Genomic DNA, 13027 nt, shown 5'->3' with positions numbered 1-13027 from the left:
GCTTCATACTGCCCCTCCTGCTGTACTCGTTCGGGATTGGGGGGTGAATTTCGTGCATTTCAGGGCGCGTTGGCGGCAGGCCGCCTCGACGCCGGCGGTCCAGGGGATGCCGACCCGGCCGTTGGCGGTTCGATGGGCGGTGAGGTCGCCGCAGTAGATCCAGTGATAGATGGTGCCGGGCCGGATGCCGAGCCGCGCGGCGGCGTCCTGGACGCTGATCTCGCCGCGGGCGGCGACGTCGGCGGGCAGCGGGTGACTGCCGGGACCGGTAGGGCCGGGATGTTTGAGCCGGGTCAGCTGTGTGCGGAGATCGGCTTCGACTGTGGTGTTCCAGGGGATCGCGACGCGTCCGTTGCCGCGGTGCCTGGCCGCAAGTCGTCCGGCCTTGACCTGGTAGGCGATCGCAGCGGGGAGTACTCCCAGGCGGGCTGCCACCTGCTGGATGCTTAACTCGGCGTCGGCCGTGTCGCTGGCCGGCAGCGGACGGCTGCCGACCCCGCGGGCAGCGAACTGTTCCGGGTGTGCGAGCCAGATTCGGCAGCAGGTCTCGACGTGTGCGTCCCAGGGGATGCACCAGCGGCCGTCCGGACCCTTGCGCGCGGTGAGCCGGCCGATGCGGATCCAGTAGTAGAGGACATGGCAGTTCACGCCCAGGCGGTCGGCAGTCCGTTGGATGGTGAGTTCATCGGGTTGCATCCCGTGCGGGAGGCTCTCTCGTGGGACGAGGTGGCCGGAGGCATCGATCTGGCGGCGGCAGTCGGCCTCGACCTGCTGGTTCCATGGGATGCACCATCGTCCGGAGGCATCTTTGCGGCCCGTCAGGCGGTCATGGGTGAGCCAGTAGTAGACGGCATTCGCGGTGATCCCGAGGATTTTCGCGGCCTCGTCGACGCCGATCTCCCCGTCGCCGAACGGCGACGAGGAGGGGATCTTGTAGGTGTAGCGGATCCACTTGACGGCCGTGACGGTGTAGGGCTGGCCGGTGCCGGTGGTCAGCCCGGCCCGGGCGAGCTCGGCGGTGATCTCGGTGTTGCTGTGGCTGGGGCTGAGCCGGGCGATCAACTCCCGTGCCGCAGCTGGGGTCTTGCGGTTCTGGGCGGACGTGTGTGGGCGGCGGATGTCGAGGATGTCGGTGGCGCCGGTGTGCCAGCGCACCCCGATCCGGGCCCGGGTGCGGTCCGTCTCAGGCAGCAGCGTGATGTCCGAGATCATGGTCCGCAGCAGCCGCTTGCGGTCCCGTCCTTGGTCGTGGCAGCCCACCACAGCCCGGGCAGATCAGCAGCGAGCGCCCGCAGCCCGTCGCGGTCCGGCAGTGCCGGCCGGGCCTCGCGGACCTGGGCAAGCGCGGCCTCTGCCTCGGTTAGAGCGGCCAGCCGGGCCTCCCAACGGGACTCCAGTGTGCGGGCGACCAGCCGGTTCTCCGGCTCGACCGCGTTGAAGGCGCGCTCGGCGCGCTGGGCATCGAACCGGGCCCGCTCCACCGCCAGTTCGGCTGCCCGATGAGAGCGGCCGTGGCGGACGGTGACCTCGTCGGCGGCGGCCAGGGCCCGCTCGATCTGCCCCGGGGACAGGGCACTCAGCAGCAGCCGGGCCACCGGCTCGTCGACCGCGTCGGCCCGGATCGAACGGCAGGTCGCGGTGGCCTCGTGGTCGGCGCGGGACGACGAACATCCATAAGCCGCCTGCTGATGCTCGTAATAGCGCGTGGTCATGGGCCGTCCGCACGAGCCGCAGAACATGATCCCCTGACACAAGGCCAGCCCCTCGCGCGGCGGGCGGGCCCCGTCGTGCGTGCAGTTCGCCTTGAGCTTCGCCTCGATGGCCAGGTAGTCGGCCCAGCCGATGTAGCCCTCGTGGTGATCGTGCAGCACGATCGGCCACTCCTCACGGGGCCGCAGCACGATCCCGGTGTTCACGCTGCCGTCCGGGCGGACGGTGCGCCGGGTGACGTACCGGCCATAAACATAGGTGCCCGCATAGCTCGGATTGCGCAGCACCCCCAGCACCCGAGAGTGCGTGAGCTTGCCCCAGCGCAGCTGACCGGCCCAGATGCCACCGTAGGCGCGCAACGGAAAACGCCGCCCGACGAACTCGCCGACCACCTTGAACGCCGAGCCCTGCTCCTGGAACACGGCGAACACGTCCGCGATCGCGGCCTGCACCTCCTGGTCCGGGTCGAGCACACACATGCCCTCGTCGTCGTAGACATAGCCGACCGGCAACGGGAACCGCAGCTCAGCCCCGCTCGGCCGCGGCCCGCTTCGCTCCGTGCAGCCGGCCGGCGAGGATGTGCAGCTCCGCCTCTGACATGCTGCCCTTCAGCCCGAGCAGGAGGCGGTCGTTGATGTCCGCGAGATCGTAGACGCCGTCGGCGTCGACCAGCAGCGCGTTGGTGAGGCGGGCCAGCTCCAGCAGGCGGGCGAAGTCCGCCGAGGACCGGGCCAGCCGACTCACCTCCAGCCCGAAGACCGCCCCCACCTCGCCCAGGCAGACCTGCGCGACCAGGTCCCGAAACCCCAGGCGTTCCGTCCCGAACTTCGCCGAGCGGCCCAGGTCCGCGTCGATGACGAGCACGTCCTCACGGGCCCACCCCAGCTCCACGGCCCTCTCCACCAGGTCGTACTGACGCAGCGTGGACTCGGTGTTGTCGCGGACCTGCACATACGTCGACTGCCGAAGGTAGACCGCCGCCGTCCTCGACCGGTGCGACGCCGTGATCTTCGACAGCCCGTTCACGGCCGCCACCCAGCGCCGACTCGGCCATGTTGGCCAGCACCATCACCTGCTCGCACAACGCACCCACCTGCGGCATCAGCCCTCGCCCCTGGCCTCACCGAGGCCCGCGACCGGCCCATCCCCGCCGCCTTCACGATGCCCCGCCCACCACTCGCTCACCCCGGCGGAGGAGCGCATCCGCCAGCTCCCGTGCAGCACACAGCTGTTCAACCGAGAGCCGGTGGTCCAACGGCACCTCCCCACGATCCGTCCACGCCTGCGGCAGCGTCACGGTCCGGGCCACCCCGTACGCACACACGAACACCAGCGCACCACCCCGGCGCTTGGCGTAAAGAATCTCCAGACGCTCACCCGCCATCGCGTGGAACGGATGCGTCACCGTCACAAAACCCAAAGACGGCCTGGACGATCGGGCACTATGCCGTGACCGTCGGAATGCCTAGGCTTCTGACCTTGCCCGAGCCGCCCGGCTTGGGGATCTTCCGCTCACGCACCGGCAGCGGGCGAAATTCACCCGTTTTCAGTACGCGGCGAAGGTCCTCAAGGAACCCGTAAGTGCCAATCTCCTCTTCCACGTTGACGGCCGTCAGGCCGTCAACTCCGGGGGTTTTGGCGCCTTTGTTCCCCGCGACCCGTTCGAACGCCACGAGCAGCGTCGCCGGGTCGTGCACGAGGTTGTACAGATCGTCGAACCTGCGGCCGGGATCGGCCGCCGCCCAACAGTGAAGTTTGGCCTGCATCCCCGATACCCGCTGGTGAGACCCCATCGGGGCCTCCGGAGCACCGCTGTTCAGCGGTGCGTCTTTCGGCATTGCAGCCTCCTTCCCTTCTCGATTCCGCTGCCGCCCTTCCCCATGTGCGCGGGCTCTCCCCGGCTCGGAGTACTACGGCGGCTCCGCCCCGCCCGGCGCTGTCGGCCGACGGTGGACCCATCCCGGCCTCCGCGCTGGCCACGCGGGACCTGGAGCTGTCACCAGGCGGTTCCCATGTTCATTGCCGATCGTTCGACGGAGTAGGCGCCCGACTATGTCCCTGCGATATCGCCGTACCTACGCCGCAGACCTTCAGTACGGCCTCCCGGCAGGCCTACTCAGACCCGCCCAAGGAGTTCCCCAAGTACCCCGCAACTCAAGGGGGGTTTGGGTGCGCATCGCCTCCGGCCCATATCCACCAGGTTCGAGCCGGTGAGCCGTTGAGGGACTTAAAACGCCGGTTCCTCTCGTACACCTCTCCATCTCGCTCGCCGGACCCGCACTATCTGGCAGTACTGGCACGTCCCGGCTTTGTCAGGACTACTCCCACCCTCCCCGGCACCTCCCGGGTCAGGCTGTCCTCAGCTTCACGACCCTGCTGCGACAGGGCCGGGGTGCAGGTCTTTCACCTCCACACAATCGAACAACGCCTCATGGCGTACGAGTAGGTCTACTCATGCGGGCTTCGGGGCTTGTCGGCACGATGCTGTGCATGACACAGAAAGATCGCCGTCCCGGACCGCACCGGAGGATTGCCGTCGTTGCGGCCGCTGCCGTGGCAGCGCTGGCGGCGACAGCGGGCTGCGGAGGGCCAGGATTCGGCGGTACCGATCCCAAGTCGGTGGTGGAGAGGGCGCAGTCGCTTGCGCAGGAGACGCTTGAAGCGGTTCGCCCGACCATCGGATCGGCCACCGCGTCGGTTGACAGCAGCCGTTGGTCGAAGTGCTCGACTGAGACACCTGGTGTGCACAGGTTCTCTTACGCCTACGTTCTGAAGGTCAATGTTCGCAAGGATGCCTCTCAGCCCGTGATGGACGCGGCTAAGGCGTACTTCGCCAAGGCCGGATACAGGCTCGACATCCCGGACCCGAGAATGGCCAGGGTCGGGGGCGCGCTGCCCAAGTCCCATTGGTGGGTCGGGGTGGGCGTACAGGACAAGTCGTTCATGTTCATCAGTATCGACTCGGGCTGTGTTTTCACGTCCTCCGACCCGAAGGTCTGACATCCCTGAACGCGGTGTGGCCGGCCGGCAGTGCAGCCTGGCCGATGACACGGCTCAGTCCTGCAACGCCTCAGTGCATGCAGATGGCGGAGGATTGCTCGACCCGTTCCGAGGGCCTGTCGTGGTGTGATGGCGCTGGGGGGCGGGTTTCGTGGTGAGTGCAGGGGCTTGGCTACGCTGCCTGCTGTGTCCTCGACACGGAACACCTGCAAGCAGGCCATTCTCGCTGTCACGAACACGGTCAGGGACGTCGGCGAGGGAAGAGGCGATACGGCCGAGACGGTGGGCGGCTGGCTCGGGCTATGACTCAGAGGAATCGGACACCATGGGAAAAAAGAAGAAGAAGCGTCCGCAAGGCGAGTGGAAACAGCCGGCGAAGTCAGCCGAACGGCAGGCGTGGGAAGCGGAGTCGCGCAGACTGCGCTCCAGCTTGCGGCAGCCCAAGCTGCCGCAGCGGCGATTGATCGCGACGATGTTCGTCTTGTTCCTTGTGATGTTCGGCGGCTTCTTCGTCTTCTTGCTTCCCTCTCAGTCACTTGTCAGTGACCTGCGTTCGCGTGGAGTCGCCACGCGGGCGACGGTCACGTCATCTCCGCGGGACAAGTTCGGCAGCCCGGGCAATATCAAGATCCGGTTCGACGCCCCCAAGGGAGAGGTCAACACGGTGCTCAGCGACTGGGGAGGCAGGCGTCCTGACGGTCTCGTTCCCGGAAGCCCTGTGTCCGTGACCTACGATCCACACGATCCGACCCGCGTGCTGACGACGGACTGGGTGAAGCATCCGCCGACCGTGACATTCCCGATGCTCGTGACACTGGTGCTGAGTGTCCTTCTGCTGGCCGGAGCGACCCTGGTCACGATACGGCGCCGCACCCTGCAAAAGTCGGAGAAGCGACCTGAAGCAGCCGGTGGTCAGCGGATGGCAGAACCGGCCCCCTGAGGACCGTACTGCCCCGCGCAGCAGTGTCCCCGAACGAGATGCGGGGTGCGCCGCTCGGCGTGCTGTCAAACCCGGCACGGTGGCGGGCGATCCGCTGACCTGCCAATTCGTGTGAAGAGCAGGCGCGTTCCCCTCCCACCGGTGATGATAGTTCGGTATATTTCTCCTCTGGGTTTCGTGGCGGAGCCCACCACCGAAGACAGGCACACCCCAGGGGACTCCGTGCTGAAGTCGATGAAGAACACCACCCGCCAGCCGTTCGCCAACACCCTCACCGACCTCGGCCGCGCCATGGACGAACGGCGCGCCGTCGTCATCGCGTACGCCGACGCCGACACTGCAGCGGCACACGCCTATGTGCAGTGCCGGGAGGAATCGGTGGCGGGGAGTGCCGACACCGGGAGTGACGACGGACGCTCTTATATTTCACTTAGAGCGTTTCCCTAGCGTCTCGTTCATGATGATGCAACGTGGTGCAGTCGGATCTGTTGTCCTCACGGCCGTGGCGTTGACGGCTACCGTTGGGGTGGCCGCCGCGGCTCCCGCCCCCGACAAGGCCGCCGCCTCGGTGTCCCACGGCAAGGTGACGGACAATCTGTACATGTCGCTCGGTGCATTCGAGGATGCCACGTCTGGCGAGGACCCGAAGGTCAAGGCCATGATTGACCGTACGGACATCGGTGGCGTACAGGTGGTGGCGCCCTGGAAGGCCCTTGAGGGGAAGAAGGGGGAGTACAAGTGGTCGCGGCTGGACAATGCCCTGAAGTATCTCCAGGAACGCCATAAGAAGCTGTTCGTCCAGGTTCAGGATCGGTTCTTCGATGTAGCCATGAAGGACGCCAACGTTCCCCAATATGTGAAGGACGAGGGCGGGGTCGCGCCGACGGTCGATGAGAACCCTGACAACCCCACGACCCATGGGGCCATGGTCGCGCAGTGGAACAAAGAGGTGCGAGCAGACTTCCAGGCCATGCTGAAGGCGATGGCGGAGAAGTTCGACGGCAAGCTCGCCGGGGTGAACCTTCCGGAGACCGCGGTCGAGGTGGACACCAAGAAGGATCAGACCAAGTACACCTCGAAGTCCTACATCGATGCCGAGATCGACAACATGCGCTACGGCAGGAAGGTCTTCACAAGGACGCAGTTCATCCAGTACATCAACTTCCTGCCGGATGACGACGACCACAAGCGCATGAAGGAGATGTTCGACCTCGCCAGGGATAAGAAGATCGGCATCGGAGGACCGGACACCCTGCCGGACCGGAAGTACCAGATGGAGAACTCCTACAAGTTCCTCCACGAATACAAGGATGCCCTTCCCCTCGTCGCGATGGCCGTCCAGGAGCCCGACATCAACGCCAAGGATCCCAAGACCGGTAAGCCGTACACCCGCGAACGGTTCACGGACTTCGCCCGCGACTACCTCGGTGCGCGCCACATGTTCTGGACCACCGAAGCGGACTGGCTGCAGAAGCCCCCGGCATGACACGTGCACGAGTCCGGCTACTCAGACGCGTGTGAGTGACCGAGCGCTCCCAGGGGGCACAACCTCGCGATGTGATCAGCACATGATCTACGGGAATTGCGCAGGTCGGCCCATCAGGGACTGTAAATCGTTCGGCTCTCGCCTGTAGTCGGTGGTGACGCCGAGTAGCTGTCCTTGATCACGATCTTGTGGATATCAACTCCCTTGTGGGGACGGTGTTTTCGGGGCTGCCGGCATTGGTCGTCGAGGACGTGGCGGACGGCGGTGACGCGGTGGCGGTCACGGCTCGGACCCGGGAGGCGGCGGTGCGGTGTCCGGTGTGCGGGACACCGACAATCACCGCCGGACGGTGAGGGACGTGCCGGTCGACGGCCGCCAGGTCGTCGTCCATCTGCGCGTACGGCGGCTGGCTTGGCCCTGGGCTGCCGGCGGCAGACCTTCCGCGAGCAGGTTCCCGGACTGCTGGAGCGCCGTCAGCGCCGCACGGTGCGTCTTGTCGGGCAGATATCCCAGGTGGCGCGGGAGTTATGCGGCCGGGCGGCCGCACACCTGGCCGGCCTGCTGGCCGTGCCCGTTTCCCGCAGCACCGCGCTGCGCTTGCCGTTCCGCCCTGCCGCGTGCCCGGGGCTCGCTGCGCGTCCCCCCGGGCCGCGCGCTTCGCGCGCTCACGCGCAGCGGGACGCGGCAGCCGGTCCTAGTTCTGCTACTTCGCCGCCGGGATAGACGCTGCCCACCTTGCTGACGAGGCCACTCTGGCCAGCACCTTCAGTCAGTACGTTCCTTGCACCGGCGGGGCTTCACTCTTTTCCCGAACTCTCCACACTCTCTGCGTCCGAAGCTGCGGGGCTTCCGTTACGCGGAAAGAGAATTTCGGACAGGAAGCCCTGTCCTGCCCCGGTGCCCGGTACCTCACAGCCAGCGCCTAGCCACCGCACAGGCGCCCCTCCCCAGGTGTCACCGGCGTCCGAAAAGAACTACTGGACATGTATAGGGCGTTGACGCCCCGTCAAGCGCATGCGAAGCATGGTCCCGCCAAAAACAGCGAAAGGATCAGCTCGTGAGAATGCTCAAACGGGGGGCGGCTCTCCTGACCGCTTTTGTGGCGGTCGGTGTCATGTTCGCTGCGGATGCGCAAGCAGCCCCCACACCGGAGCCGCGTCACAGCGCTGTCGCGCACCTCACCACGCTGTCGACGCGCCGCGTCGATTCGGTGTCGTGTACGGTCGGCCAGGGCAGGGAGGACCGCACTCTCCATCACCTGGACCACCACTCGCATCTGCATCGGCCCTGGCGAAGAAAACCCCGAGGACGCTCCTCAGCTGGCTCTGCCCGGCCCCGGCACCTACCGTCTCCTGGTCCACGGCCGCCACCGCGACGACGGTGACGTACGCGACGAGGGTGACCCGGTGGAGACCTATCTGTTCCAGCTGTGGCCGGCGCCCCTTGCCGGCCCCGTCACCCACAAGGCGGCGAGCCGGTTCGGGGCATCGTTGCGGAGCGAGGGTGCCGAGCCCAAGGGGCAGGTCCCGTCCTGGTTCACTGAGAAGACGTCCGGCTACGGGCCCGATCATCCTGCGTACGGCAGTTAAGCCAGGGCTTCAGTCTTTTGATGTCCGCCTGGTCCTCGAGGGACCCCGAGTCGTTCGGCGCGCTCCCTCCAGCCGGGCCGTTCCGAAGGGGGAGTGTCCTGCCAGGGTGCATCCAGCGTGATCACGGTCTAGCCGGTGGGCTGTCGGCTCCATCTGCCGCCGCTGATCGCACGTAGGGCCCGCTGCCAGGGCGTGCGGTCTGCCGCCCGTGCCGCGTCGCGGGCCTGCGCGGCCAGCGCCAGGGCCTCTTGCCGTTCGTCAACGCTTCCCATGCCGTCCACCGTGCCCAAGCAGCCTAGGGCCCGACGCGGCCGCTAGGTTCCAGCAACTCACCATGAGCGGCCGCTGGTTCGCTCCCTGTTGCGACGAGTGGGTAAGGGTGAACCAGCGGCCGATGAGCGGATAGGAGCCGATGTCAGTTGGGGCTCTCCCAGGTGACGGCGAAGTCCCCGCCGGAGATGGCGCCTGGCTTCGCCATCACATCACCGCTGTCGTGGTTCTGCATGGTGAGTGGGGTCGGCGACAGGCTGCCGAACGTGGTGCCGTTGGCCTGGGAGTCGGAGAAGTCCACCGAGCCGAAGTCGGGCAGGCTGGCTATGCTGCCGTTCGCGGTGGTGGCTTCTGCGATGACCTCGGCGGAGCTGTCCTGGTAGCCGGCGGACCCGGCGTGGGTGGTGGCCCTCGTCCAGCCCTGGGTGCTGTCCGAGAGCATCATGGTGAAGGTGCCGTCGCCGTTGTCCTTGACGGAGGCGGTGAGGTGGTCGCCGGGGGCGACGGTGACCGAGTACGGGCTCTCGGCGGCAGGAATTACCTCCCACCAGGCGCCGTAGTGCGCCTTTCCACCGATGCAGTCGGCTTCGGTTCCGGTTTGTTCCAGTGCTTTGTTCCGGTATCCGTCCAGGCCGACCCAGTAGGACGAGTAGGAGTCGTGGGAGTCGCACTTGACCGCGGGCTGAATCCATGAAGAGGCCACGGACTTGTAGGTGCCGGAGGAGCCGGAGGCTACATAACCGGACCAGTTACCCGAGGTGGCGTTGGTCTTCGTGGCGTCGCTGAGCCCTTGCAAGTCGTGGGTCTGCCGGCTCGCGGCGGTGCCGTTGATCCGGGCCTCCAGCACGCTGTGGGTGGTGGGGGCGGCGGCCCGGGCGGCGGGGGCTGTGAGGGCCGTGACGGCTATGGTCGTGGCGACAGTGAGCAGGCAGGCGGAAGCTCGTTGGGGCATGGTAGGGGGACTCCCTTGATCGTGGGGTTGCCGGTCCGACGGCACAGGGCCGCCCGGCACCGGGTGACGCCGCCACGAGCGGGCCCGCTCTCCTCAGACGGTGCACGCAAGCGTGCTCAACGGGTCATGGCCACGGCAAGACGTTGACCTGCGTTTAGCCCTATTTGACAAATCCGCTGTCGATCACTGGATGAGCGAAGCGTTGAGCTGGGGATCTAGGATCCGTTTCGACTGACCGACACACCGACGAGGCGTTCCCGGAACTCAACAACATCCTGGACTCGCTTGATCAACATCTCCTGCCCGAACTCGGCATCTGCGATCTCTCGGCTTCGTGTCGGTGGTGGTGAGAGTCGGTGGTGGTGTTCTGGGGTGAGGTGTTGTGGGGCTGGTCAGTGGCTGTTTGTGGGTGGGTGGGTCGCTGTCATGAGGTGAGAGATTGATGGGCGGGACCACTGTCGTGGGGCTTTATCGCATGGCAGCTGATGCTGTCTCAGGTTCAAGATTTCTTATGCGCTGAGGTGGGCTCGGCCGGTGTGATCGCGGGGTGGATCGAGCGGTAGGAGTCGGCCGTGGGGCTGTGCTGCCCAGGGCGTTGGTGGTGCGTCGTTTGCTGGAGCGGCAGCAGGCGGGGGAGTTGTCGACCCGGCATGTGCGTGCGGTTGCTGAGACGGTGGGTGTTTCGGAGCGCACGGTGTGGCGCTGGCTGGAGCAGGCGAAGTCGACCGGGCGGATGGAGGCCGGGGTACGCGGTGTCGGACGAGGTGTGGGCGCTGCTTGGCGAGGTGGGAGGGAATGTCGCTGAGCTGAGGCGCCGGCTGGCCGCTGCGGGTCCGCTGGGTCCACGTCGGTGTGCACCCGACGGTTCCCGAACTGCGCCGGGTGCTCGCGGACGCCCTCGAGTTGGGCAGGCGTCTGCCGCGCGGGGCGGGAGAGGCCGACCTGATGCTGGTGAACGCGTTGAGACAGCCCCGCGTGCTGGTACTGGACGAGGCACAGCGCCTTCGGGGCCGGCGCTGGAGTTTCTGCGCGGGCTGTGGGACCACCCGGACACGGCACTCGTGCTCGCGGGGGCAGGCAGCGAACGGGCGCGGCGCCGGGTGCCCGCGCTGGCCTCTCGGGTGCTGACCTGGGAGTTGGTGCCGCGTCTTCGCCCGGGCGAGGTGGCAGCGGCGATGACAGCCTTCCACCTGCTGTGGGAGGACGTGAGCGAGGTCGATGTCGCGTGGGTGGACGAGCACGTGGGCCACGGCAATTTCCGGACCTGGGCGAAGCTCACCTCGCACCTGACCGCCGAGACCTACGGCAAGAGCCGTGCGGTGGTGGACCGCCGGATGCTGGAGCGGGCCTGCGCACGGCTCATGGGGCCGCAGTGACCGGCGCGGCCGGGCCGGGAGAGGGCGCTTCCCGCTCCGGCGTGCACGAGGACGGTGCGGACGCGCGGGGAGGCCTGCCTTCTTCCTCCCTGTCGGCGCTGCGCGGCCCTGCCGTGCGCCGTCTGCTCGCCCTGCGGCAGGAAGGGAGATTGACCACTCGTCATGTACGGCTGATAGCCGAGTCGTTGGAAGTGACCGAGCGCACGGTGTGGCGGTGGCTGGCCGCTGCCGAGCGTGTCTGCGGCCGCGGAGCCTGGGGCGCGGGCCCAGAGCAAAGACCGCTTCACGGTTACTCCGGAGGTGCGCCGTCTGCTGGCGTTGTGGAAGGGCAACGTGGCCGCGGTCCACCGCGAGCTGACTGCCCGCGCGGCCCGGCAGTCCCCGCCTGCGGCTCCGCCGCCGTCGCTGCCCACCTTGCACCGGGCGATCCAGCGGGATCTGATGCCGGGGGAGCGGGCCGGGCTTGCGAGTGGTGAGCGGGCGGCGCGCAAGCATGATGCGTTCCTGGCCCGGCCGCGGGGCTGGCGTAACCAGGTGTGGGAGACCGACCACGTCCAGTCCCCGCTGCTGGTCGACGTCGACGGCAGGGCCCGCAGGCCGTGGATCACGTGGTTCATCGACTGCGCGACGAACGCGATCACGGGCGCGGCAGTCACGCCGGGGGATCCGTCGCGGGAATCGGTGCTGGCCGCTTTGCGCTCCGCGGTCCTGCATGAGGAGCCCTACGGTCCGTTCGGCGGCCTGCCGGAGAAGGTGCGTGTCTACCGCGGCAAGGACTTCTTGTCCCGGACGGTGACCGCGGCGTTCGATCTGCTGGACGTGACGGTGGAGGACCTGCCCGCCTACGCCCCTCACCTCAAGGGCACCGTGGAGGGGTTGAACCGGGCGGTGGAGAGCATGTTCCTGGCTTCGACGCCCGGCTATGCCCGCCAGCCGTGCCCCGGCAAACGGGCTTCCCGCCCGAAGGACGAAGGGCTGCTCGGCTTCGAGGACTTCACCACCCGCCTGCTGGCCTGGACTTCGTGGTGGAACACCGAGCATCGCCCCGCGCCCTTGCGGGGCAAGACTCCGCTTGAGGCGTGGCAGGACGATCCCACCCCGCTGCGGGACGTGCCGGCCGCGGATCTGTGGACCTTCACCCTGGAAGACGCTGGCACCCGCACGCTGACCACTCGCGGCATCCGCTTCAGGCGACGCGACTATGTGGGGCCGTGGATGACCGGCCAGGCAGGTATTCAGGTCCGACTCCGTTTCATGCCCCACCACGATCACCGGATCGAGGTCTATCACGCGGCCACCGGCCGCTACCTGGGCTCTGCGGACCTTGCCGACCAGGCCACCGACGAACAGATCAGCGCCGTTCGAAGGGCGCGGGCCGCTCGCGCCCGCCGTCTGAAGAAGGACCTGGAGGCTTCCCAGCGCGAGCGCTACGCCGCTGTGAACCAGCCGGAGGCGCCCCGGTGGCTTGGCGCGCTGACCACCGCGCAGGCCGAGGCCGAGCTCGCCCAGGCCGCCGGCACCGCCCTGTCGGATCTGGCGATGCCGGGCCTCATCCCGCCCGCCGGGCCCCCGGCCCGCGGTGGGACTGACAGCAAGAACGAGCTGTGGGCGGGCGCGCCGCTCATCCCGAGGACGGCGCGCGCCTGAAGCCATGGTCCGGAGGGGGAGGTGAAGTCCTGCCCGTGGCTCATCCGCCCCAAGTCC

Annotated in this window: 13 protein-coding genes and 2 pseudogenes; 8 read left to right on the top strand and 7 right to left on the bottom strand. The window is 67.6% G+C overall.

The genetic code is table 11. The features are described 5' to 3' along the window. Positions 1-3 precede the first annotated feature (3 nt). The 5 genes and pseudogenes from AB5L52_RS45600 to AB5L52_RS45580 all read right to left on the bottom strand — a co-directional run. On the bottom strand, positions 4-1212 hold the full coding sequence (locus AB5L52_RS45600; protein ID WP_369369133.1) for a hypothetical protein: 1209 nt from the start codon (positions 1210-1212) through the stop codon (positions 4-6). Next, on the bottom strand, positions 1209-2222 hold the full coding sequence (locus AB5L52_RS45595; RefSeq protein ID WP_369369132.1) for a recombinase family protein: 1014 nt from the start codon (positions 2220-2222) through the stop codon (positions 1209-1211). The genes AB5L52_RS45600 and AB5L52_RS45595 overlap by 4 nt, the downstream gene beginning before the upstream one ends. Before the next feature lie 13 nt (positions 2223-2235). Next, complete coding sequence (locus AB5L52_RS45590) at positions 2236-2736, bottom strand: recombinase family protein (RefSeq protein ID WP_369369131.1); 501 nt, start codon at positions 2734-2736, stop codon at positions 2236-2238. Positions 2737-2866: 130 nt separating this feature from the next. Further along, positions 2867-3115: a DUF5372 family protein gene (locus AB5L52_RS45585; protein WP_369362228.1), complete on the bottom strand. Its 249-nt coding sequence runs from the start codon at positions 3113-3115 to the stop codon at positions 2867-2869. 46 nt (positions 3116-3161) lie between these two features. After that, positions 3162-3548 (bottom strand): annotated as a pseudogene (locus AB5L52_RS45580) (group II intron reverse transcriptase/maturase); the annotation flags it as partial. A gap of 652 nt (positions 3549-4200) precedes the next feature. Here AB5L52_RS45580 and AB5L52_RS45575 point away from each other — a divergent pair. The 5 genes and pseudogenes from AB5L52_RS45575 to AB5L52_RS45555 all read left to right on the top strand — a co-directional run. Beyond that, positions 4201-4710, top strand: a complete 510-nt coding sequence (locus AB5L52_RS45575; protein WP_351576061.1) for a hypothetical protein — start codon at positions 4201-4203, stop codon at positions 4708-4710. Between the two features lie 325 nt (positions 4711-5035). Beyond that, positions 5036-5650, top strand: coding sequence for a DUF3592 domain-containing protein (locus AB5L52_RS45570; RefSeq protein WP_351576058.1), 615 nt, complete (start codon positions 5036-5038; stop codon positions 5648-5650). Positions 5651-5827: 177 nt separating this feature from the next. After that, complete coding sequence (locus tag AB5L52_RS45565) at positions 5828-6097, top strand: hypothetical protein (protein WP_369369130.1); 270 nt, start codon at positions 5828-5830, stop codon at positions 6095-6097. 10 nt (positions 6098-6107) lie between these two features. After that, positions 6108-7136 carry a hypothetical protein gene (locus AB5L52_RS45560; RefSeq protein WP_351576052.1) on the top strand — a complete coding sequence of 343 codons (1029 nt, stop codon included), beginning with the start codon at positions 6108-6110 and terminating at the stop codon, positions 7134-7136. Positions 7137-7351: 215 nt separating this feature from the next. After that, positions 7352-7736, top strand: a pseudogene (locus AB5L52_RS45555) (ISL3 family transposase); the annotation flags it as partial. A 1117-nt stretch (positions 7737-8853) separates the two neighbouring features. Here the strand turns inward: AB5L52_RS45555 and AB5L52_RS45550 are convergent. After that, positions 8854-8997: a hypothetical protein gene (locus AB5L52_RS45550; protein ID WP_351576042.1), complete on the bottom strand. Its 144-nt coding sequence runs from the start codon at positions 8995-8997 to the stop codon at positions 8854-8856. A gap of 143 nt (positions 8998-9140) precedes the next feature. Next, a complete protein-coding gene (locus tag AB5L52_RS45545; RefSeq protein WP_351576040.1) occupies positions 9141-9947 on the bottom strand; it encodes a G1 family glutamic endopeptidase in 807 nt (268 codons plus the stop codon). Between the two features lie 547 nt (positions 9948-10494). Between AB5L52_RS45545 and AB5L52_RS45540 the strand changes: the two genes are divergently transcribed. The 3 genes from AB5L52_RS45540 (at position 10495) to AB5L52_RS45530 (ending at position 12970) form a co-directional block, all read left to right on the top strand. Then, positions 10495-10752, top strand: coding sequence for a helix-turn-helix domain-containing protein (locus tag AB5L52_RS45540; protein WP_351576038.1), 258 nt, complete (start codon positions 10495-10497; stop codon positions 10750-10752). A gap of 256 nt (positions 10753-11008) precedes the next feature. Continuing rightward, a complete protein-coding gene (locus AB5L52_RS45535; protein WP_351576035.1) occupies positions 11009-11323 on the top strand; it encodes a hypothetical protein in 315 nt (104 codons plus the stop codon). Between the two features lie 414 nt (positions 11324-11737). Beyond that, a complete protein-coding gene (locus AB5L52_RS45530; protein ID WP_369369129.1) occupies positions 11738-12970 on the top strand; it encodes a Mu transposase C-terminal domain-containing protein in 1233 nt (410 codons plus the stop codon). Positions 12971-13027: the final 57 nt, after the last annotated feature.

The organism is Streptomyces sp. CG4 (assembly GCF_041080655.1).
In the GTDB taxonomy this organism is placed as follows: domain Bacteria; phylum Actinomycetota; class Actinomycetes; order Streptomycetales; family Streptomycetaceae; genus Streptomyces.
This window is presented reverse-complemented; position numbering and strand designations above follow the sequence as displayed.

Bases quoted from the DNA above. Each gene is read 5' to 3' on its own strand.
- AB5L52_RS45575 (WP_351576061.1), top strand. From the start codon at position 4,201: ATGACACAGAAAGATCGCCGTCCCGGACCGCACCGGAGGATTGCCGTC.
- AB5L52_RS45570 (WP_351576058.1), top strand. From the start codon at position 5,036: ATGGGAAAAAAGAAGAAGAAGCGTCCGCAAGGCGAGTGGAAACAGCCG.
- AB5L52_RS45545 (WP_351576040.1), bottom strand. From the start codon at position 9,947: ATGCCCCAACGAGCTTCCGCCTGCCTGCTCACTGTCGCCACGACCATA.
- AB5L52_RS45560 (WP_351576052.1), top strand. From the start codon at position 6,108: ATGATGATGCAACGTGGTGCAGTCGGATCTGTTGTCCTCACGGCCGTG.
- AB5L52_RS45550 (WP_351576042.1), bottom strand. From the start codon at position 8,997: ATGGGAAGCGTTGACGAACGGCAAGAGGCCCTGGCGCTGGCCGCGCAG.
- AB5L52_RS45600 (WP_369369133.1), bottom strand. From the start codon at position 1,212: ATGATCTCGGACATCACGCTGCTGCCTGAGACGGACCGCACCCGGGCC.